The sequence below is a fragment of the Candidatus Uabimicrobium amorphum genome (assembly GCF_009002475.1).
In the GTDB taxonomy this organism is placed as follows: Bacteria; Planctomycetota; Uabimicrobiia; order Uabimicrobiales; family Uabimicrobiaceae; genus Uabimicrobium; species Uabimicrobium amorphum.
The window spans coordinates 5,875,654-5,898,872 of the sequence record NZ_AP019860.1; the positions used below are offsets into that span (position 1 = coordinate 5,875,654).

Consider the following 23,219-nt stretch of genomic DNA (forward strand, 5'->3'; position numbering starts at 1 on the left):
AAAAAAAGGAATTAGCGGGAGCGATTTATCGGTCAATGGAGTTTCGTTTGCATTTATTTGTCGATATGTTGGCGACCCATTCTCCCAAAGCACATTACTACAGGTACCTAAATCAGTTACTGAGTAGCGTTGCGCAAAAACGTTATCGCGAAATGGAGAAAAGTATAGAGCATGCTTTGCGACTCGATCCCGGTAACACAAAGTATTTATTTGAAAAAGCTTGCATACTAATGGGACAAGGAGCTACACAATCTGCGCTGAAAATATTGCAAAAAATTGCGGTTTCGCCACCTGGGGACTATATTTTTCAAAGAGATTTAGCGCGTTTACAAATCGCAGAAATTTACGTGTACGATTTGCAGGTCAGCGAAGAGAAAAAATTAGCGGTGGTGAAAAAACTCGTGAGAATGCAGAACTCCAATATCTTCCAACAAGACATGGTGTATATACTAAAGGTAGGCCGGCTATATGCAAAGTTAGGTGAGTGGAAGATAGCGCGACAAATTTTTGATTATTTATTTTTTCACAAATACAAAGTAATGTACCGAGTTCCTTTTGCATTTGAATTTTACAAAGACAAATTAAACGAAAGCGACGAAGCGCGCGTGAAGAGTTATTTACAACAATTTACTTTTGACTACAGCAAAAAGTAAGATGGATTGAAAGTATTGGTAGGATTCGACTCTTCCCTCAGAGCGCCATTCCTGCAAAGCAAGGGACACTCTGAGTGAGCTGTGGAAGTTTAGTCTACGGGTAAAATATTTTCAATAGGGTTTGCTTCGCGAGGTCTTTTAAGAAAATAAAATACAATGGAAATAAAGAGGAATACTCCTGCCAAAGCAAGTCCAAAGCCGGTTTTTCCACCGAATAGCTGTGTTAATTTTGACAACCATTCGATTGCCATCGGTAGCTTTTCATTAAAGTCTATCTGAAAAGCGTCCAGAGATGTGGAGATCACCGGAGATATAATACTCATATACAACGCAAATTTTGCGATCGTTTGCTTTTCTACGTGATACTTTAGCTCTTCGACGGTATCAATCACTTCACCATTGTAATAAATCTCAACGTATCCCTTTTGATTTTTACTTTCGGCGAGAGGGGTAACCGAAAAATTTGCCTGAGAAATTTCGGGGGTTACATCTACTTTTTTCCGCGAGGGAACAATCAAGCAACCTGGAAAGTGAGGAACCACTTCTACTATTGGCTTTTCCTTGGAGACAACAACATCTTTTTTCCCCTCTACCTGTGCGATTTTTTTGTGTACGATTTTCTGAATTTTTTGTTGGGAAAAGATCACTTTTAGTGGGAAAATACAAAAAGGATACATTCTGTTGTAAAAGCGTATCGTCGATTTGCGTTTGAGCTCGGTTTCAACAACCTCTTGTATTTGGTCTTTTGCCGCAGATTCTTGGGGAACTTGTGGTGGAGACGTAGGCGCTGGTGGTGGAGGTGAGGCAGCAGGTGCGGGTTGCGAAGGAGTAGATGTTGGTTGTGAGGCAGCAGGCGGAGCCTTCTTTTTGGGTGCGGATGCTTTTGTACGACGGGACTTCTTTTTTGGGGCAGACTCCGACGGTTTTGTGCTCGAAGAACTAGACGACAAAGGGGATTTATCTGCTTGTAAAGTTTTTTCTTCCTTTGCTTTTAACCTATTCTCCAACGGAGAATCTGTCATTTGAATGGTTGCTTCGTAAGGATCATCGGCTTTATCCTGAGAAGGTTTTATGTTTTGCAAAGGGGAACCCGTCATTTGAATGGTGGCGCCATAAGGGTCATCCATTGGACTTATGGAAGAGCTTCGTTGTAACGGAGACTGATTGTTTTGGATTGTGGGGGCGTAAATATCCGAAGCTGGTTTTAGTGGAGATTGACTTGTTTGTATGGTGGCACCAAAAGGATCTTCGACGTGGTCGCTAGGGTAAGACGGCTGTTGCAACTGTTGAATAGCCGTTTGTATATCTGTACACAAAGCGCTGTCATCGTTGAATCCTGCATAGCGTAGAATACCTTGAAGGTCTGGTGGCAAGCTAACCAGTTTTATATCACCCCCACGATTGCGCGCTGTGGTTATATTTTCTAAAAAAGTTTTTAGAACCGGTGCGGAAATATGTTTTACGTTTTTCATATCACAGATAATTTTGTTTTTGTTCTCACTAAATAACCGAGTAAAATTATCTTGCAACGCACCAATGGTATTTTCATCGATATTACCGTTGAGAACCATCAGATGAATATCACTTTGAAGACTCTGAATACTTATTCTTAGCATAGTTATCTCCTATAATGTTTTTTTGGCAAAAAGACATCAAAGTATATCCCACAAAAATTGCGTTCGCAAATATGACAATTGAAATATTTAAAAAAAATAAAAAGCCCATTCCAACGTTGGTGGTTGCGGCTAAAATAATCAAGATTAAAGAGGTTTATCGTGAGGAAAATTGTATTCTATCCCGAAACAACATTGCAAGACCTGGATGCGGGCACTGTTGTGATGTACCCCATTGACAAGCGCAATTTGTATTACGTCGTTCCCAGCTTTTTGATTATCGGAGCGCAAAAGTGCGGTACACGAGAGCTTCATACTTGGCTATCGATGCATCCCAATCTAAGAGCATCAGACAAAGAACTTCATTTTTTCAATGAAGTAATTGACATAGAGCAGGAATGGATTCGTTATGTTTTACAACCGTGTTTTATGCACTCACGTGGTAAAAAACATTTTGATAAACACCGTTTCTACACATTTGAAAAATCCCCTGCATATTTCAACGACCTAAACTACCAAACACCCACCGCCGAAATTGTAAAACAAATGATGCCCTCTGCAAAATTAGTACTACTACTAAGAAACCCCGCAGACCGCGCCTACTCCGCATACCAAATGGGAAAAAAATCCACCAGATTTCGCGAAGCCAGTAAAAGCTCTCAGCAAGATTTCACTACTTTGATTAAACGCAAGATGAAGGTCGTCGAAAACAAACCACAAGAGCAACTTGTACGGTTAGGTTATTATTCGTTGTATTTGCAGAGATGGTTAGATGTATTTCCACGCGAGAATCTTTTTGTGATCTTTCTCGAACACTTCCAAGAAGAGCCGCTTGTGGTGATGAAGGATTTGCTAGAGTTCCTCGAATTACCTCCTCTGGACTACGCACCACTTATCGAAAAAAACTTTCGTGGATTGTGGGTGGTGAAGGGGCAATACTCTAAGGGAAATCGTAAGCCATATAAGCCGATGTCAAAAAAGGCGAGAACAATACTCGATGAGCATTACGCGCCGTGGAATGAGAAATTGAAGGAGTTACTTCCTGAGTGTGATATACCGTGGATGTCGTAAGAGAATATTTGTACCGCTTTGTTTTGTAAACGGTACAAATATTTTAAACGCTAACTATCAAAGCCATCAAACAGGCTATCTTGACGTTGGGTTTTGACTCCCATGGCGTCATACGCTTTCATTGTGACCTTACGACCACGTGAGGTTTTTTGTAGAAAGCCCTCTTGTATCAAAAACGGTTCATACACCGATTCAATGCTATCGTCTTCTTCTCCTACCGCAATCGCTAGTGTTTTTAACCCTACTGGTCCACCTCCGTAATCGATGATGGTTTGCAGTATTCTACGGTCGGTCTTGTCGAGACCACTTTCGTCAACTCCCAACATCGCGAGTCCTTGGGCAGCAACCTTGTCGTCGACAACGCCGTCTTCTGTATGCACTTGGGCCACGTCGCGAATACGACGCAGAAAACGGTTGGCAACGCGAGGTGTTCCACGGCAGCGACTGGCGATCATCATAGCACCTTGGTCGGTAATGGAGCAGTTAAGTATTTTTGCGCTGCGTTGTATGATCTTGAATAGGTCATCTACAGGATACAGTGACATCTTTTCATGGATGAGAAAACGTGCACGAAATGGGGCAGTGAGTAAGCCTTCGCGTGTTGTCGCACCTATTAAGGTGAATGGTTTTAGCTTTAAGTTAATGGAGCGCGCACTTGGTCCTTGGTCAATCATGATGTCAATGGAGAAGTCTTCCATTGCCGAGTATAGAAACTCTTCTACCGCAGGGTACATACGATGAATTTCGTCTATGAATAGGATGTCTCCGTGGGCGAGATTGGTGAGAATTCCCGCTAGGTCTCCAGCTATTTTTAGCACGGGTCCGGAGGTGATGGTGATTTGTGCACCCAGTTCTCGGGAGATGATGCGTGCTAGTGTGGTTTTTCCCAAGCCTGGTGGACCTGAAAGAAGAACGTGATCGAGTACTTCTTCGCGTAAGGTGGCGGCTTTTATATACGTTTGTAGATTACTTATAACCTGTGTCTGGCCAACAAATTGGTCGAAACTTAGTGGTCGCAGACTGGCTTCTAGTTCGTGGTCTTCTTCTAGTTCGTTTTTCGATAAGGATCTATCTTCTTCCATTTTTTATCTCTTATACGGTGAAAGTACGGCTTAAAATTATATTCTACTGCGCAGTGGGGATTATTTCCATATATTTTTTGCGAAATTGTCGTTCGTGTTATGTTGCTGGTGGTTGTCATTTGTGGTAAGGGTTTCGTTTGCCGATTGGTGCCCTCACCATCGTCTTGTTGCTTTCAGCTTCGCTGAAAGCAACAAGGCTCATGCCTCTCCCACGGGAGAGGCATAACACGTCTTAGGTTGTCTTATTGCTTTATTTTATGCACGTCTGCGATAAAAGGACCTACTTATTCCACAAATCATCGGTTTGCAGATTGCGATGCGAGTCGTTGTCGCACCATAGGGTAAAGTATTTGCTCTTGATTCCCATGATTTGTACATTGACTACTTGTATAGGATCTTGGTCTACTTGGGCAATGACTCTGCCATAGGCATCGCGGACGTTTTTCTTGGCAACATAGGTCGCGGTTTTTTCGACCACGGCGATGAACTTCACGTCGTGAAATCCCGGAAAATGCCAGTCGACGCGTCCTTCGGTGTCTTTTATGTTGTACTTTTGTAAAATTTTGCTGCGTACATCTCTGAAAATTTTGTAGTGATCTAACTCTATCTGGCGAAATCTTTTCCATAGACTAGCATCCCAAGTGTAATAGAATGTGCCATCGTGTTGTAGGTACCAACCGTTTTTACTCCATTGCAGTGTCGTAAATTGTGCGTTGGAGAGAGCTTTACCTTTTTCGTATTCTAGTGAGTCGAGTATTTGTTGTCTTTTGGGTCGAATGTGCTCAAAATGGCTGTCGTAGCTATTGAAGTCTTGGGACAGTCTTTGTGATTCAGCGGCAATGCGTTGCAGCAGCTTTTCTTTTACCTTGCGCAGTTCTGCGTCTGCAAGACCAATGTTACTTGACGAAGCGGTTTTTTCAGTAAAAATTTGTTGTAGCTCTTTGTTGTTGCCGACAATTTTTTGGGCGTTGTCAAAACTTTGTTTCATGAAGTACTTATTGTTGTTCTTTCGTGCGAGTATTCCTTGATCACAGTAGGCAATTACTGTCCATTTTTTTGCCAAGAACAGCGCTTTGCTGATCTCTTGTGACACGTTGTGTGCGGCACCTAAATCTTTTTGCGATTGGGTGTGCAGTCTTTGTAATTCGTCGGCGTAGTGGGCAAAACTCAGCGGCGAAAAATGCGGTGATTTGTATCCGTTTATTTGCTTGTTTAGCGACTTCTGTAGTTCCGCTAGGCGTTTCTGTAGGTTATTGATGGTGGAACTATTCGACAGGCTATTGGTAAATGTTTGTACTTCTTTTTGTGAAGTTAACCACTGTTTTTTGTAAGCTTCGATGATCGCATGTGTGCCAAACTTCTTTTCGAGTTTTTGCAAAGCTTCGTTACCTAGTTCAATGTTATTGTTGAATTGTTGGACAATTCCCTGGGCGTCGGTGTCGGAGAGCTTTTGCATTTGTTGTGGATTGTCGCGGTAGTATTTGATCCAGTCGTTGTTTTTGTCCAGGTAGTATTTTGCTTTGCGAAGTTCGTAGTTGATGTCCTTGGCAATTTTGGCGGCCTGGGCTTCTTCGGCATTTTTTTGTAGAGCACGATATTTTTCTAGGTGTTCCTTATGTTGTGCGGGGTATTTGGCGAGAACATCGGCAAATGGTTGTGCTTGCTTGTAGTAGTTCATCAGCTTGTTGGGGTTACCGTTGGCGTATTTTGCCCAACGAAAAATGGAGTCTAATTTTGTTCGTGCTTGTTTTTCCGCTGCGGTGATGGTTCTCGAAGTATTTGTGTCAGAGTTGTTCGTTGTATTGTTGTTTGACGCGGTCGTGTTATTCGAAGTTGTATTGTTATTGGCCAAGGACGATTTTTTTAAGTCTTCGTATTGTCTCTTCCAACGCGATTTTTCATTTTGCACAGTATTGTATTCGCGTAGTTTGTCTTCGTATTGTTGTTTCCACTTTGTGCTTTGTTGTTGCCAGTGCGATTTTTGACTTTGTAGAGCGTTGTATTGGCGCTCTTTATCTTCGTATTGGCGTTTCCAGTTGGCACTTTGTTGCTGCCAACGCGATTTTTCACTTTGTAGAGTGTTGTACTCTTGTGATTTTTCTTGGTACAGAGTTTGCCATTTTGTGGTGTTTTGTTGCTGGGGTTGTTGACTTTGTAAAGCGTTGTACTCGCGCTGTTTGTCTTCGTATTGGCGTTTCCAGTTGGCACTTTGTTGTTGCCAACGCGATTTTTCGCTTAGCAGGGTATTATAGTCACGGAGTTTTGCTTCATACTGTTGTTTCCATTTGTCGTCGGAAGAGGACGAGCTTTGTTGTTGTAGTTGTAAACGCTCATTTTCTGCACGTAATTCGGCGATTTGTTTTCGTAAACTTTCTACCTGTGCGTTTTGTGATGCTTTTTTCTTTAGGGCATTTTGATGCTCTAGGAAAGTTTTATACGGCGAAAAAAAGTACGATAGCGATTTGACACTGAAAAAATTTACCGTATGGGTCTTTTCATCTGTTACGGTAACTTCGTATTCTCCAATGACATCGTTTTGGAAACTATCGACGTCGACAACTTTAATTTTTACCTTGCTGCCATGATCAACGTCTATATTGGTATTGATGACCTGGTCGATATTCGTGGTGTTTTTGAATAGCGCACTTGTGAAAGTCTTTTTCCACTTGCCGTTTTTTTGTTGTAAGACTTCTATGCGAACGTCGGGTTTTTTTCCGGTAAAATCCCAAGATTTTCCGTTGGGCTTTTTGGCGGAGACTTCTATAGAACTAATGTAAAGTCTTTTGCTTTCGGCATAACAAAAAACCAGTAGTAGAGAGAAAATAATTGCGATTTGTTTTATCATTTCGTATCACAAGTTAAAAAACTTGCTCTCCTTTCTGTATTCAATGATCGAACTCAAGTAGGGATTTTATTACCTCTCATTTTTGTGCGGAAACATGCAGATGTTTTCCCAAATGAGTGCTACGGAAACATTTCTTTCTGTCATGTGCAAGCACTGAAGTAGAAAATCCAAAAAAGTTGTTATTTCGTAATGGGTGTAGTTTACCGTTGCTCTTTGCAATTCTTTGGAAAAGTCGCTGTTGATGATTTGTGTGTTTATTTGCTCACCGGCTAGTTTAACGAGCATCATATCGCGTACAACACTACACAAAAACGCAATCCATTTCTTGGTTTGTTGTCGTCCTTCTTCGCCTTTGGCACAAAAAGACATGATCGCTTCGGATATGGAAATAGGATCGCGATTGCGTAAGGGAATTTGAATTAAACTATCGCGAACTTGCCAATCATTCTCCAGTATACTTAGAGCACTTTGTAGATTACCATCGGAGAGTTGTGCCGCCACTTGGGCACGATGAATAGGAATTTGGTGAGTGTTCACCAGTGTTTCGCAAGTATTTTTTATTCCTAAACTGTGGAGCTTGAACATTTGGCAACGCGAGAGAATGGTGTCGGGCACGCTATAAATATTTTCTGCGGTGAGAAGAAACAGAGCATGTCCCGGAGGTTCTTCTAATATTTTTAGAAGAGAATTGGCGGCCTCAATGCTCATGCGTTCTATATTGTAAATAACAAAAATGCGATACTTCGCTTCCCATGGTTTTATGACGGCGTTTTCAATGACTTTGCGTATTTTATCGATGGAAATGTTTTTTTTGTCTTCTGCGGAAATTTCCATCACGTCTGGATGAATTTTTTCGGCGACTTTTTGGCGTATGTTACTATTTTCTGTTTCGGGACTGAAGATTTTCTCAATGACTTGCTGGAGAGTATTTTCGAGTAAGAAACGATCACTTCCCATAAACAATGAGGCGTGAAAAATGTGTTCGTGTTTTACACTTTCTTGGAAATAGTGAATGATCTCGGTGGCGGATAAAGTGCTCTCCATGATTACTGCTCCTCGGTTTTTTCCTCTATTTTTAATTGTCCCATCAAAGAAGCTCTAACAGTGAATTGCTTTTCTGTACCCTGTTCGATAACAGTAATGCTTGCGTTTCCTTGGTGATAGAGTGGATGCAGTTTTCCTGCTTCGTCAAATACAATCGGGGTCGTTCGTGGTCCGAAAACTATATTTTCTGGTAGAGTGTAACGTTCAAGCTCTACCAGTGTTTCGACCACAATTTCATCTAGTTTAAACTGTGCATCTTCCGCAAAAATCAATTCGGCATCATAATGTTCTATGGGAATAAAATCGGTAAATGTTAGCGATTTTTCTTCGATATTATTGACAAAAATCGAGGATTTTTCACCATCGCAGCGTATTTTTAATTGTACCCATTCAAAAAGAGGTATGGATTCGGGGGTTTGTATACTTTCTTCTCCCCAGTTAAAAACGATGGTATGCTGTGGAGTTAACTGTAAACTACCATTTTCCCCTAAAGAAAAGATCGTGCGATTTCCGGTTTGCCCGGTGTAAAAGAAACACCAGAAAGAGATAATAAATCCATTGTTCAAACCCAGTGCTTGTACACTACCGCAATTTACTTGTCCAATTTTCTTTAGCGATACGGCACTTCCTACTTTACCAGGAACGATCTCACCGCCTTCGATGGAAATTTGTCCTCCAAAGCCATCGCTTGTGGACTGATTGATTTTTTCTAAATGCCAGCAGCCCAGCAAACGACTTCCTTGTAGGATAACAGCGTCCTCTACAACGCGAACCGTGCTTTTGTTCTGCGATTCGGCGGCGTAGTTCTTGCACGAACGCAATACATTGCGAATCTCAAATGCTGCTCCTTGAACCGCAAGGCGTTTATTGAACTGCGTAAAAAAAGCACTGCTTGCGCCAAGTACGATAGAAATTATGGCCATAACGACCATAAGTTCTATCAAAGTAATACCTTTAACTGTTGAAAAGCGTCTCATTTGTTATTGATTTCCAAATTTTTGTGTCCAATAATTGCTTGATTGTCCAGAACCCATCGCTCTCCAGCGTGGATTGAGAATATTGCGATGGTGGCCTGCGCTGTGAACCCAACCATTGTGTGCTTCTTGAGGCGAAGTACGCCCCATATAAATATTTTCTCCAACCCCACTACCTGTGTATCCGGCGTTTCTAGCTCTTTGTGCTGGTGTTTCGCCTTCCGGTTCTCCAGGTACTACGTGGGCAAAAATTTTGTTGGCACGCAAGTGACCACTGTGCTTTCGTGCAGCAACAGTTAGTGAACTATTGATTTTGACAGCAACACGCCCCATCATGTGACGATAGGCGTTGGTGATCGCTACTTGTCTTCTCTCGGTGGATGTGGCGTCATTTGTGCCGTTATCGTTTTCTTGCATGACTTTCAAGCTGTCTTTGATACGTTGTTGCTCTCGCGGATTTTCCGCATAATTTTTTATATCAAGACGACCATCAATAAACGAATTGAGCGATTCTAGTCGATCTTCTTGCGCAATCGAGTACATGTCTGGATATTTTTTGGTTAAAAACGAATCTATTTGCGAGATGATCTTTTTGCTTTTCAGTATTCTTGGAGACAGTTTTTCTATTCCCTTGGAAGGGGTATCCCATATTTCGCGTACGGCGGCTACGCGTTTATCAACATCTGGCTGTGCTGCCGCACCTTTTGTTTCATCCGCAGGATATGTTTTTTCATCGAAAATGAGTTCTAATGCGTGTTTACGTCTTTTTTCCAATTCTTGTTTGAGTTGCTGCAAATACTTTACTGCGGCAAAATCGAAGCTGTTCTGTACTTTTTGCATTAGTTTTTGGCGGGTCGAAAATAGATTTTCTCCCAAGGCAATGAGTAGAGTATCCTTGATTTCCAAATTGGAAACGCGGTTAATTTTTCTGTGTATTGTCTGTAATTCACCGTCAAAATCTCTGCTAGGGTTGGTGATTTGTGAACGACAAAACTTTTTGACTTCTTCACGGTACTCTACTAAGGTTTTTTCTTTCGGGTGAATCAGTAAATCGCGAAAAACGATAAAGCCATCTGGTTTGGGAATTTCGACACCCGTCCAACGCGAGAAAAAACTATCTACTTTTGTCTTGCTACTCGGAAAACTATCCAGTATCGCAATTAAGATTTCGTGGACGCTGTCTTCTAGACCTGAAACCATACATAAACTCGCTAGGCCAAAAGCATTGCTTTTATCAAAAGGAAGTTTTCGTAACGCCGACAACTTTGCCTCTGCAGGTAAACTTCCCCATTTAAAATGTATTGTTCCTAACTCACCACGTAAACCAAGAATAAGGGTTTTCCCTTGTATGTCGCGAACAAATGCTTCTTTGTTGGCCATAGGAATGGTAAAGTCTTTTATGTCTTTCCACGAAGCGAAAAAGTTGTTTTGTAAGCGCGCTAGGCTTTTAAAGTCTTTCGCGTATTGTTCAATAACTGCGCGCGTTTTACTATTTTGTGTTTCATTGCGCAATTTGGCTAGCTCTTTAATGATTTTAGTCCACTCGTCGTTTTTGATAAGTTTTTTGACGTCGTACTTATTTAAAAAACTGGCGATGTTGGGAATATAAGAGCTTTTTTTCACCGTAACAGCAACAACCTCTTGGCTTTTGTTTTTCTGTAAGGAAGTAAGCAGTGTTTGTACTTCGTTGGCTAGAGGGGTATTCAAATAGTTTTCGTATTTCATTAATACCTGCATACGCGCTTCCAGAAAGCGATTTTTGCTTTGTAGATAATCTATTCTTTCGTTAAAGGCAACCCAATCTTCGCGTTGCAGCGCATATGTTTTGGTGATTTCAAAATCTACTTTGTCTTGCCAACGCTTTATGGGGTAGTCTCGGGAGAAATTTTTATAGTACTTTAAGGCCGCTTGAAAATTGCCCTGTTCTAGTTTAAGTTGCGCCGAACTTTTTACTCCTTCGAAAACGCTGGCGATTTCTGCTTCATAGTCATTTTTTGCTTTAACCAATTCCGCTTTGACCACGGTCGCAATCTCTGGCTCCGAATAGATTTTATTCAAATCTTCTAGTACATACATATATTTTTGTGGAGAGTAGCTTCCTGTCTCGTAGGCTTTACGAACAGAGTTGATCGCTTCATTGGCGTTGGCAAAGTAAGTTTCTTTTTGTTTTAGACGTTCAATTGTTAGTTGAATGGCCTTGGCCAATGATGTTCCTGGTACAACTTCGACAATTTCTTCAAATTTTTTGATGGCCACTTCTGTTTCAAGGTCTTGTGCAAGAATTTCCTTGTATTTCGCAACACTGTGACTGTAGTAATCGAAATTTTCGCGAACTCTCACAAATAACGATAGAGAAAACAATACTAAAAGCCCTACCACAAAATGAGTTGCGTATGGAATTTCGCGCCACTTTGTCAATTCGGTAAAAAAACTTTCATTTTGTATTTTGCGTGCATGTGTTGCTGTGATGCTACAATCACTGGCGAACAGAAAATTATCAATAACTTTCATCACCGTTTTTCCAACCGTGATTACATCACCATGCCCTAAGGTATGTGAGGTTACTTTTTCGCCATTTACTTTAATTCCATTGTAACTACGTAAATCTACAATCTGATAACTTTTATCGCGATACTCTATTATACAATGGTTTCGCGAGCAACTATTATCGTCTAGGTGAATAACGTTGTTTTCGGAACGACCAATAGTTGTTGGTTCTTTTCCTAGAGTGTGAGACTGTTCCTCACCCCTGTTTTTAAATGTCAACTTCATAGTGACAGCCCTCCATGCTTTTTTGTGGTGTAGACCACTTTTCCGAGTCATCTTATTATATCACTTGCAGTAACGTGCACAAAAAAAAAATATAAGAGCAATAACTTTCTCACATTTTTGTGTGCCTCTAAAATGGATTTTTTTGTAAGTTGTTCATTTTTATACGCTTAAGTTTTTGGGTTTTGGTTTGGCATGATGGTTGCTTTTAACAGAAATTATCTCAATACCAACTTAAACTCTATAAGGATTTGTTTATGAAAAAAATAATATTGGTTCTCGTACTGTCTACATTGTGTTTTGGATATGCACAGCAAAATTCAGGTAAAGTTACCGAAGTAGACGGAAATATACATTTCTATGGGGATCGTTATATTGTAAAAGGCGTCGGAGATGATTATGGTAAATGGTTCGTGTTACTGGAGTCGCCTCTTTTAGAAAAATTGAGCAAAAGCATCGATTTGTTTTCGCGATATAAAATAAAAGGTAAGATTTATATGTTTAACGACACCAAATACTTACTCCCCACAACTTTAAAAACGCAAAAAGCACAACATAGTTCAAAGATCTCTAAAAATAAAGCGAAGAACAAGAAGAGTACTGGGAAATCAAAAGGAAAAAGCAAAAAAGCCAAAAAGAAGTCTCGTACAAAAAAAGGTAAGAAAAAGACCAAAAAGAAACGCAAAAGTAAGAAAAGCATGAAGAAAAAGACCAAAAAGCAACGCAAAAAGGAAAGTGAGTACTTGGAAGACTTAGATTAGCATATAGCTTTTTGTCGCTATTTTGGTAACAAAATAAAAAAAAATTGCGAATTGCGCGGATCACATCGTATAATATATGTAGCTAAATATAGGATAAATCGTGAGATACGATTTTACTGTGTATCCTAATTTTAGCATATAACTCTTATGCCAAAGGAGGTTTTATATGATACGCGCGATTTGCTCTCTAAAAAATACAATTACTGCTCTAGCACTTTTTTGCATGTTTTTCGGAACAGTTGTTACAAGCGAAACACCTATTCCCAGAGATATCCAAAAAATAATACACAAAAATGCCAACAAAGAAAATTTAATCAAGCATGTCTACAGAAAATATCCCAAGTTAACGGAATATTATTCTCAGAGGCAAGGATTTTTTGCGATAGAGGCGTTAAGCGAAGATCCCGTTGCTGCGATATACACCATGGAAGTTTTTCCTGGTTACTTTCACTACTTGTCGACAAAAACAAGTGCAGCAGAAGCGGTGAAATTTTTCAAGGCGACGAGTCATAATGCTGACTTTTTAAAAGCCTATGCCCAAAAATTGAGAAAATATCAACATAAGCCAAAGCTTTTGGGATTGTTACTACGTTCAAACTCGCAGTCTAAAGAACACTTAATCACGGATCTAGAAGCCAATTCTGCGTATTTGGCATCGAGACTGGTCGAGTTGTATAGTGAAGCATCTCCTGTTGTTCGCAAGGCGATTCAAGAAAAACCACATGCAGCGTTTTTCTTGCTGGAAACAAAAGAAGATGGTATCGCCGCAATGGACAAATACGGCGATGTCGTGGCATCTATCGCCACTTTTTACAAGCCAGGAGAAAGACGCGAAGTTTTGAGGGAACTCCAAATAGGTGGCAAAAGTTTCGTTGAAGCTTACAACAAGTCATCTATTGTTGGCTGGCGTACTGCCGTACGTTTCCCGAGATTGTACCAAAGACTTGTCGAGACAATGGGAATTGTTTCCGCATTAGATTTTTTAAATGCTAACGGGCACTATCTGGCGTCACATGTCCAAGATCCTACAGACGAAATGTGGATTACATCTGTGACGCAACAAGTGAAGTCGTTAAACCGAGAAGGCGTACTGAACTACACGTTTGTCGATAGTTTTGCCTTTGCTCTATGTTCTGAAGTTGAGGAAGGGAAAGAATTAATTGCGCGTATGGGGGACTATCTTCCTGCGGCTTTAATTTATCACTACTATCCACGACACAAAACGTTTCTATGCCGTTTTTTAAACCGTTACGGGGTCGCTCCTTTAAAGCTATTGTTTGATTATGCAAAGCAAGAAGAAAAACGACTTCAAATCGAGAGTATTATCGATAAATATTCATCAAACGGTTTACTACTCGCTACATACAGTGCACGTAGAAGTGAAGCAATAAATCTATTGTTATCAGATGGCTATGATCGTGGAAAACACTATCTCAACAAATTTTCATTTGATGAGTATGGTATACCAAGTTTCCAGGGATCAAAAGATTTAATGCCTGACTTAGTAAAAACAACCATGAACTATTTCTGGTATGGTTCCAAACCTACATGGGCAGAATTTGGTTTGGCGGTTTGGGATGCAGTGGACTATTTACACACGATATACACCCTTGGAAACTCTAAGTTGATCAGCCAATCGGGTAAAGTATTGTTTGGTCGTGCAACAGGTTACACATTTGTAAAAATTGCTGAACAAGAGTCGAAAAAATTTACTTTGGCAAAATTGAAAAAAGTAGCTTTGAATATTGCGTGGAAATCTTTCAAAAAAGTATTGCGCAAAGAGTTAATTCACCAGAGATTTAACCAACTGGAAAGACTCACAACTAGCAATGTTGGAAGGCGAATGACGAAAAATTTTCTGAAAACGTCATGGAAATACTCCTACAACATAGCGCTAAATGAATTTTTGTCATATGCTTTTGACTAAAAAATTTGTATCTGCGTAGTAGACTTTGTTTGGCTAAGGCATAAAAAATAGCGTGATTTTTGCTGCATGGTGATGTAAACTATACGGCAAAAACCACGCTATTTTTTTGTAAAAGTCACTAGATGGTGTCATCATTTAGAGTACTGCGTTATTCGAGTGCGAGATCCAAAAATTTTCATAGAGAATACGGTGTCTATTATTTGCAATGATGACAGCCCTATGTTTTTTTACCTATATTTAGAAAGATACTATGCATCCTTGGCATGATATTCCCATTGGTGAAGAAAGCCCTCTTTTAATAAATGCCATTATCGAGGTTCCCAAGGGATCAAAGAACAAATATGAGTTAGAGAAAACAACAGGCATTATTAAGGTTGACCGCGTTCTGTACAGTTCCATCCATTACCCTGCAAACTACGGCTTTATTCCACAAACATATTGCGAAGACAAGGATCCACTTGATATCTTAGTCCTCGGACAAGAACCAGTTCATCCTCTATCGATGCTTATTGCGAAACCGATAGGTTTGATGAATATGTTAGATGAAGGCGAGGCCGATGATAAGATTATCGCTGTTCACCAACATGATCCCGAATACTGTACATACGACAACCTTGAAGATCTACCCGTTCACCGCATGCGCGAACTTAAGCGCTTTTTTGAAGATTATAAAATTCTAGAGGATAAAAAAGTTATTGTTGATGACTTTCGCGGTAAAGAAGAAGCTTTGAAAGTAATTATGGACAGCCACAAGTCGTATAAAAAGCATTTCACCACGAAGAAAAAATCGCGGACCAGGAAAAAAACGAAATAGTCTATTTTCCTATAAAGCTTTACATCAAAAAATAGCTTGCAAAAAAGTACCGCTATGGTATATTCGCAGAGTTGGCCATATTTAAAGTCTGAATAACACTAATGTACAAATTGGAAGATGAAGAGTAAAAACTATGTCCCCATTGAGTATAATGACAGTCGATGATGATCCCATCATTCGTTTGGCTCTAAAAAAAATATTAGAACGCGACGGTTGTGTCGTTGTAGAAGCTCGTGATGGACAAGAAGCGTTGGATAAAATTCGCGAAGAAAAACCCAATTTGGTTATTTTAGATGTAAACATGCCGCGGATGACGGGTTGGCAACTAATCCGCATGTTGCGAGCTAACCCAATGTTCTCCCTGATACCTGTCATTTTCCTATCTGTTGAAAATGATCCCAAAGATGAACTACAAGGCTTTCGCCTCGGCGCTGACGCATATATTTCGAAACCATTCTCCCCCAAAAAACTTATTGCAACCACCATTGAAGTTCTTAAAAAATCACGTGCATTTCGCGAAAAATTCGAAAATACCGGTATGTACAACACACCAGCACGACAAAATAATATTGTCGATGAATACATTGCCGACAGCGATGAGTTTATGTCGATTGATGAGTTTGAAGTTGACAATACCGAGGAACCTGCTTACGAAGAAGACGACCTCGTTCTCATCGACAACTTTGAAGAGAGCGAAACCGAAAGTAAAATGCCAGTTGTTCATACAATCCTTAGTGGCAGTCTAATGCAAATCGGTCTTTCTTCTGTACTTTCGATGATCAATCTCGAACGAAAAACCGGCATACTTATCTTAGACAATGTCGATAAAACCGAAAAAGTGCAAGCGTATGTCGTAAAAGGTGAAATATTTAAAGCCGAAAGCGAAGGCGTTGATTTTGTCAACGAAGAGGCGATCTACAATGCACTGACTTGGCAAGGCGGAAAGTTTGCCTTTTACTACCAGGATGTTGATATCGAAGATGAGATAGATGCTCCTATTACCTCTATTTTGCTTGAAGGCGCACGCCTTATTGATGAAGCTCTACGCGATAATTCATAAAAATCTATTTTACCATTTGTCATACCACAAAAATCACATCATAATATTATGAGAATTCCACTCGTTCGTTATGGACAAACAGATGCTATTCTTTGTAATGGCACTTTCGTACTAAGGTATTCAAAATCTTACCGTAAGGCTCTATAAAGGAACAAAACTATGAGATTTTTAATTGGTCTTATTTTAATTTTTAGTTCTTTTACCTGGTCACAGTTGGTAGAAGAAAAATATGAAGAGAAACAAATTGAAATTTTATTACAGCAAGATACGCAACTACACGCAAAAGTAAAAAATATTTGGAAAACACTCAATGCGGAAGAAAAATCGCAAATGATTTTTTTCCAAAGTATGAATAAGAAGATAAAAGCATTGTTAGCCTATAGTCTCAAATACAAAATGCAGTACCAAGAATTGCTACGACGTTATAATTTAAATGTAGCGGACATGCAAAGACAGCAACAAGCCTTACAAGATTTGAACGCTCAGCAACAAAGTTTAAATAAGAAATTACAAGATGCTTACGCGTTATTGGAAAACACGAAACGCCAAAGCGCAAATTATCAAAATAAGTACAATCAAGCACAGAACCGATGCGATCAAAGCCAGCGTGAAAATGCGGCGCTATTAGTGGAAATCCAGAGGTTACGCAAAGAAGTGCAGATGTACAAAACAAAATACGAAGATTCAAATAACCGTTGCTCGCAGGCAAAGCGCGATAACGAAGATTTATTGGCGATTGTTAACAAGCTACGTAGTGAAAAGCAAGGTTATCTACAACAAATAAATGATGCCAATAATCGTTACAATTCACAATCGCAAAGCTATTCTGATTTGCAAAAAGAGCGCGACGCATTGTTGCAACAAAATAAGATGCTTTCTGCGACCATCAACGAATTACGTCGTCAGTTGCAAGAACGTCAAAAGCCCGTCGAAAACTATGACGATGGAAATTGGTATGTGGTTACAGGAAAAGGTAGTATACCTCGCGGAGCAATTGCAAGAGCATGGCGTAAAGCAATGTTGCAGTATTTAAAGAAAAATTATGATAGTAGTGATTTTGAAGCGCATGAGAATGAAATTGAACAACACCTAGCAGAAAATTGGCGCGAGTACACTATTGGTTCCGCGGATAAACCACAGATAGTGAAAAGATTTAACCGACGTCAAATTACGATACGCGTTCGCATAAAAGAAGATAAGTTATTAAAAGACATTCGCTATTTATTTGACAAGACACGCTCAAAATTGAAAGGCATGCGCGTGGCTCTTATCGCGGAAAGAGGCAGTTTTCATAGTGATAAAGATGTCATGTTTGACACTTTACAAGACAAGCTAGGTCAAGACATGGTAATTCGCGATTTACGTGCGATAGATCGTTTGATGAAAAAAGAAGCACAAATGTTAGGACTGAGCGCGGGGGCAGATCCTTCGGCATATGTCGCAAGAAAGTTTAATCAGGTAAATCTTTTGATTTATTTGGATGTCGAAACACGAATCGTACGTGATCCATATGCTGGCAATATGGTTTATGCGACAATGCGTTGCCGTGGTGTATGGCAACAAACAGCACAGGAATTGTGGAAATTTCAAATTACTTCAGGGAAAACAGCAAAGCCCGTTGCGATACAATACCGCGGGAGAAAAGGTGCGATGCAACAGGCAATTAAGAACGTAGCTCTTGTGGCGTACAAAAAGATTCGTGCGCAGGTTCGCAGTCGTAAAACAGTATTACCAGATAACGTGTACGAACTAAAATTTGTGAACTTGGGTAGCAAGAAACGTCGCATTATGGACGCGATTGCCGATATGAAATTCGGCCGTAGACCAGCAATGAAAATTCTTCCTGGTTCACAAGGAGCAGGATCAGACTATTTTACCTTTCGCGTAAAATGGTTACTGAATCGCCAATCAATTGACGATATTATTGCACGTGTTGAAGAAACATGTGAAGATAATGAAGTTGCTGTGGAGTCGAAGGTGTATAGTAAGGGAGTTATTATCTTTGAACCAGCAGACTTTGATGACGACTATGATGATTTCTAAGATGTAGGTTAACGTAGTTTATTTTGAAATTTGTGGCTGCCATGCTAATTTTACGGATGGCAGCCGATTTTTTTACACATCACTTTTCCTCTAAACGCTACCATTCCGCAGTTGACGCATCAACTTTCCTCTTTTTTTATTGCTGCATTGACAAAAATATGCTATAAAACGTACCATACCGTATAGTATGTTTTTGAGGATGTCATGAAAAAAACAAAAAAACATTGGTTCGAAGTGGGTATTGATATTTTAGGTGAAAGCGGAGAGAAGCAGCTTACGATTGATTGTCTCTGTCAGAAATTACAAATGACAAAGGGTTCTTTTTATCATCACTTTACGAGTCGCAAAAAATATATTCATGGCTTATTGGAATATTGGAGCCAAAGATATACAACAGAGATCATAAGTAGTATTGAAAAAATAGACGCTCCGACACTACGAGCTCACGAGTTAATTCGAAAAGTATTGGTAATTCCACAAAAAGTGGAAATGGCTATCCGCGTTTGGGCTTCACAAAATGAAGCCGTACATCATTTTCAACAACAAGTGGATGATATGCGCATACAGTTTTTAGAAACATATCTACATAGCATAAGTGACGACAAAATCTACAACAAGAAAAACGCAAAGCTTATCTACACTTGCTACATCGGGTGTCAACATTTGCTACCACGTATCTCCCATGAAGAATATATCGAAATTTTGAACCACTTGTTGACCATCGTTGGTTTACCTCCCTATTTTGACAAAGACGCGAATCATTAAGGAGATGTAATATGGCGACAATAAATAATAACGTATGGCGAAAGTACACAAATCATTTCGCATGGCCAACTCTTTTTCTAGCGCTTTTTATCTTACTTGGTTTTGGTGTTTCGACTGTTTTCGCCACCAATAACCCTCATTTATGGATTTACTTAGGTGTGTGGCATACCATATTACTATATCTGTCGTTTTCTGTCGCTCACGAAGCCTCTCATGGGAATATTCATGGTAGTCACAAGAGATGGAAGTGGCTTAACCCCGCTTTGGGTTGGGTATTCTCTGGATTTTTTCTTGTACCTTTTTCAGTGTTTCGCCGTATTCATCTTCGTCATCATGGGGTTACGAACAATCCTCATGAAGATCCCGATTACTGGGTGGCAGCGGATAAGTGGTGGAAAGTTGCTCTGCGTTGCTTGACAATTTTTTTTCACTACTTTAGTAATTTAGGGGGAGCTATTCTTGGAGAATCCCCAAAAGCCATATGTTCGTGGCGCGCAAATGTCATTGCTACTTTTGCCATCGCTACGATGATACTTGTTCCTTATGCTCTTGGATACATATACGTTTTTTGTGTACTATGGTTAATTCCGGTCATACTTTCGAGTGCTTTTCTCGCATTGGTCTTTGACTGGTTACCGCACCATCCGCACCAAGTTCAACAACGTTTTATGGATTCGCGGATTATTCTTTTTCCAGGACTCAATGCCCTTTTCCTTGGACATAATTATCACTTAATACACCATTTGTATCCGAAAATACCTTTCTATCACTACAAAACTTGTTTTGAAGAAATAGAAGATGATTTACGCGAAAAAGGCGCACCTATTTCTGGTCTTTCATAGTATAATTTGATTATGATTATTATACACTCTAAACAAGATAACTTTCTTTACTGAGTTAGGACACTATGATGAGAAATATGTTGTGGTTATGTATTTTTATGTGCTGTATCGGTGCAGAGCAAACAAAATATAAGTTACTGCGCTGTTTGGAAGTAGACGGGCGTCAAGGTGTCGCCACGGATGGGCAACATTACTTTGTGAGTGGTAGTAAATCACTATACAAATACGATAAAAATGGCAAACTCGTTGCCAAAAACACAACACCATTTGCCAGCTACAAAATTCCTTGTAATCACATCGGGGACATTGACGTTTTCCATGGTGAATTGTTTATCAGTGCCGAGTATTTTATGGATGGTAAGGGCAAGGATATTCAAATCGCTATTCACGATGCAAAAACGTTGAAATTTAAACGCACCTTCAAATTTGACGCCTCCTCTGGACAAGAAGAAGTAAGCGGTATTTGTGTTGATCGTGACCGAAAAACGGTGTGGATGTGTTCGTGGGTAGGGGGGGAAAGTGGAAACCATATATACGAATACGATCTCACAACCGGAAACTATCTGCGCAAGGTACGCCTAAACCCAGCACCACAATGGCAACAAGGAATATTTTACTACAAAGGAAATTTATACCTTTCCGCAGATGATGGTGATGCCGAAAAACAACAGTGGGATCATTTGTATCGCGTTGTGCTTCATAAAAATAATACGGCTAGCGTCACAATGGAAAAGACCTTCGATGACATAAAATTTCCCGGAGAAGCAGAAGGCCTCGCCGTTGACCCCACAACCAATGAACTATTAATGCACTTTAATCGCGGAAAACGCATTGTCTTGGGTATGCCAAAAGGTTTTTATCCTGGCTACACACGCGAAATACACGAAATTTATGTGTACAAAATAATCAAAACTCCATAGTAGACACAATTTCCACGATGATGATGACCCACATAGTCCATAGGGACAGAGAACTAAGTAGATAAAAAGCAAAACGGTGTTTGATGCGATTATATGTACCTTGTATTGCACTGTGAACAAAACGAAGTCCCACAAAACAAAAAGCAAGAGTAATATACAGTGAACTAACAATACCGGTGTTGTATATCACAAAAATGGCGACATAAAACAACACCGGCATTTCGAATAGATTGATAAAATTATCCGAAGGACCTGAAACTTTTTTCAGAAGATCGCGTTTTGCCGCAGAATCCGCCAAGTCTTGAACATTGATTTTCTTTACGTATATTTCCTTGAGCCGTGTAACATACATCCACAGCCAAACCATTCCCGTCAATGCCACCTGTGCAAAGAGCGGTAAAAAAATAATTTTATTGTCCATAATACTCTCCTTGATAATCGTGCCCAACAGCTCGCTGTTGTTTTATCAAAATGAAACTACTTCAACTTGCTGTTGGAATTGTACAATTTGGTCGTGTAAAGTGTTGTTCAATTATTACTTACGGTCAAAATTGCAAAACCATTTTGTTTTGTAGTTCCAGAAAACACGCTACTATTCATAGGACGAAATATCTAAGTCCGCTTTTATTTCCGTTAACGACTCATCTCGTATTATTTGAATGTAGCAATGGCGATCACTGTTTTCTATTTGTAGGAAAAAGTCGTGGAAGCCGTTGACTTTCTCGCCATTGACGGCAATGATTTTGTCGTATCTCTCCATTTCCGCTGCTGGTCCTTGTGGATTGCGATGTTCGATGGAAATTTCTTGATGTGTATTGACCTCTACTTGGATTTCTAAACGATCTACCCAATAACTGGCATCTTTGGGGTAGCCTGGAAAATAAGCTTTGGAAGAACTCTTTAATATGTGGCCTTTGCGTTGATCAATGCACAATAAATCTCCGGCAATGTTGGTCGAAACGATGATTTCTTGATGTGGATGAAAAGCGTGAGCCATGGTACGACTTGGACATTTTAAACGCCAAGCAGGGCTACTCTTTTGCTCGCAGAAAATCACATCTTTCGGGTAACATTTATTGTCTTGTAGTGCGGCAACCATCATATGTGGGGTTTTTGAGGAAAAAATCATGTAGGTGTTTTCCATATTTACTTGGAGGGAAATAATGCCGTAAAGTGTTTCGTATTTATATGTTTCACCATGGTAAGAGGAGGATTCTTTTTCATAAGAAAGTCGTGTTGTGCTGTTAGAATCCCAATGATAAGCGTGTGCTTCGCCACGATACCCACTGATATATACAACACTCTTCTGTTGGGGTAAAATGCAAGCATTCGAAATAGAGTCGGCTATTTTATTTTGGAAAATCGGCAAACATTTATTGCTGCTAATATCAAAACAATATAAAAAATTATCCGTAGTGAATATCCATAAATTTTGTTTTCCGTCGAAGTGTAACTTCAGTATTTTGTTGCTTTCAAATTCGCCAGGATTTTCTTGGAGAGAATCGCTTATTACAAACTGTTCGTTATCCGCCAGTGTCAAGTAGTGCTTTACTTCCCAGTTAGGTGTTAAAACAGCAATATCACTTCCCCAATTCGAAACCGCAATATAGCCATCGAGGGATATCGCGAGTTGTCGCTGTAAGTTATACCATCCTAAGGGAGCAGGCCATGTAAATTGGACTTTAAGGTCTGGCCAACTAAGGCGCTCTATATTTCCACGCGTTGCAGCATACAACAGATGTCCACGCGGGGAAAAAGCCAAATCACATGCTCTTAAACGATAATTATTTGGTGCCATTGTTTACCATCCAGATGTACATCATTTTTTCATCACAGAACTACGATTGTATGGCATGAAAGTTTACACGCTGATTTGTGATGAGAAATTAGGTGCATTTCCACTTTAAATAGTGGCTTCTAACATACATTCTACCAGGAGTTTTTATTTTTATGCAAGTTTTTCATAAAAGAATAAAATCTTCTGTGTCAAAAGCAAAACAATAACTATGCGAAAGATTTTCGCTATACATTGTCAT

General features: G+C 39.9%; 18 protein-coding genes. 10 read left to right on the forward strand and 8 right to left on the reverse strand.

Features of this window, described 5'->3' with window-relative positions; genetic code table 11:
- Positions 1-47 precede the first annotated feature (47 nt).
- Complete coding sequence (locus UABAM_RS21310) at positions 48-653, forward strand: hypothetical protein (protein ID WP_151970014.1); 606 nt, start codon at positions 48-50, stop codon at positions 651-653.
- 89 nt (positions 654-742) lie between these two features.
- On the opposite strand, the gene UABAM_RS21315 is transcribed toward UABAM_RS21310, so the two are convergent.
- Positions 743-2,269 carry an STAS domain-containing protein gene (locus UABAM_RS21315; RefSeq protein WP_151970015.1) on the reverse strand — a complete coding sequence of 509 codons (1,527 nt, stop codon included), beginning with the start codon at positions 2,267-2,269 and terminating at the stop codon, positions 743-745.
- Positions 2,270-2,428: 159 nt separating this feature from the next.
- Between UABAM_RS21315 and UABAM_RS21320 the strand changes: the two genes are divergently transcribed.
- On the forward strand, positions 2,429-3,337 hold the full coding sequence (locus tag UABAM_RS21320; protein WP_151970016.1) for a sulfotransferase domain-containing protein: 909 nt from the start codon (positions 2,429-2,431) through the stop codon (positions 3,335-3,337).
- Positions 3,338-3,387: 50 nt separating this feature from the next.
- On the opposite strand, the gene ruvB is transcribed toward UABAM_RS21320, so the two are convergent.
- The 5 genes from ruvB to UABAM_RS21345 all read right to left on the reverse strand — a co-directional run bounded on the left by ruvB (position 3,388) and on the right by UABAM_RS21345 (position 12,054).
- Positions 3,388-4,419, reverse strand: coding sequence for a Holliday junction branch migration DNA helicase RuvB (ruvB, locus tag UABAM_RS21325; RefSeq protein ID WP_151970017.1), 1,032 nt, complete (start codon positions 4,417-4,419; stop codon positions 3,388-3,390).
- A 280-nt stretch (positions 4,420-4,699) separates the two neighbouring features.
- A complete protein-coding gene (locus UABAM_RS21330; protein WP_151970018.1) occupies positions 4,700-7,264 on the reverse strand; it encodes an AAA family ATPase in 2,565 nt (854 codons plus the stop codon).
- A gap of 69 nt (positions 7,265-7,333) precedes the next feature.
- The gene (locus UABAM_RS21335; RefSeq protein WP_151970019.1) at positions 7,334-8,308 is read right to left on the reverse strand and encodes a DNA polymerase III subunit; all 975 of its coding nucleotides are present in this window, start codon (positions 8,306-8,308) and stop codon (positions 7,334-7,336) included.
- A 2-nt stretch (positions 8,309-8,310) separates the two neighbouring features.
- Complete coding sequence (locus UABAM_RS21340) at positions 8,311-9,285, reverse strand: pilus assembly FimT family protein (protein ID WP_151970020.1); 975 nt, start codon at positions 9,283-9,285, stop codon at positions 8,311-8,313.
- Positions 9,286-9,288: 3 nt separating this feature from the next.
- Complete coding sequence (locus UABAM_RS21345) at positions 9,289-12,054, reverse strand: FHA domain-containing protein (RefSeq protein ID WP_173013475.1); 2,766 nt, start codon at positions 12,052-12,054, stop codon at positions 9,289-9,291.
- A gap of 254 nt (positions 12,055-12,308) precedes the next feature.
- Between UABAM_RS21345 and UABAM_RS33795 the strand changes: the two genes are divergently transcribed.
- The 8 genes from UABAM_RS33795 to UABAM_RS21385 all read left to right on the forward strand — a co-directional run bounded on the left by UABAM_RS33795 (position 12,309) and on the right by UABAM_RS21385 (position 21,183).
- A complete protein-coding gene (locus UABAM_RS33795; RefSeq protein ID WP_229759291.1) occupies positions 12,309-12,812 on the forward strand; it encodes a hypothetical protein in 504 nt (167 codons plus the stop codon).
- Positions 12,813-12,978: 166 nt separating this feature from the next.
- The gene (locus UABAM_RS21355; RefSeq protein ID WP_151970022.1) at positions 12,979-14,739 is read left to right on the forward strand and encodes a hypothetical protein; all 1,761 of its coding nucleotides are present in this window, start codon (positions 12,979-12,981) and stop codon (positions 14,737-14,739) included.
- Between the two features lie 250 nt (positions 14,740-14,989).
- Entirely contained in the window at positions 14,990-15,553 is a 564-nt protein-coding gene (locus UABAM_RS21360; RefSeq protein WP_151970023.1) for an inorganic diphosphatase, read from the forward strand.
- A gap of 133 nt (positions 15,554-15,686) precedes the next feature.
- Positions 15,687-16,613, forward strand: coding sequence for a response regulator (locus UABAM_RS21365; RefSeq protein WP_151970024.1), 927 nt, complete (start codon positions 15,687-15,689; stop codon positions 16,611-16,613).
- Positions 16,614-16,772: 159 nt separating this feature from the next.
- Positions 16,773-18,656, forward strand: coding sequence for a hypothetical protein (locus tag UABAM_RS21370; RefSeq protein WP_151970025.1), 1,884 nt, complete (start codon positions 16,773-16,775; stop codon positions 18,654-18,656).
- A gap of 204 nt (positions 18,657-18,860) precedes the next feature.
- Positions 18,861-19,421, forward strand: a complete 561-nt coding sequence (locus UABAM_RS21375) for a TetR/AcrR family transcriptional regulator (protein ID WP_151970026.1) — start codon at positions 18,861-18,863, stop codon at positions 19,419-19,421.
- 11 nt (positions 19,422-19,432) lie between these two features.
- Positions 19,433-20,263, forward strand: coding sequence for a fatty acid desaturase family protein (locus tag UABAM_RS21380; protein WP_151970027.1), 831 nt, complete (start codon positions 19,433-19,435; stop codon positions 20,261-20,263).
- A 65-nt stretch (positions 20,264-20,328) separates the two neighbouring features.
- A complete protein-coding gene (locus tag UABAM_RS21385; RefSeq protein ID WP_151970028.1) occupies positions 20,329-21,183 on the forward strand; it encodes a hypothetical protein in 855 nt (284 codons plus the stop codon).
- Here the strand turns inward: UABAM_RS21385 and UABAM_RS21390 are convergent.
- Together UABAM_RS21390 and UABAM_RS21395 are read right to left on the reverse strand one after the other, a co-directional pair.
- Positions 21,170-21,604: an MAPEG family protein gene (locus UABAM_RS21390; RefSeq protein ID WP_151970029.1), complete on the reverse strand. Its 435-nt coding sequence runs from the start codon at positions 21,602-21,604 to the stop codon at positions 21,170-21,172. The genes UABAM_RS21385 and UABAM_RS21390 overlap by 14 nt on opposite strands.
- A 171-nt stretch (positions 21,605-21,775) precedes the next feature.
- Positions 21,776-22,981, reverse strand: a complete 1,206-nt coding sequence (locus UABAM_RS21395; protein ID WP_151970030.1) for a hypothetical protein — start codon at positions 22,979-22,981, stop codon at positions 21,776-21,778.
- Positions 22,982-23,219 lie beyond the last annotated feature (238 nt).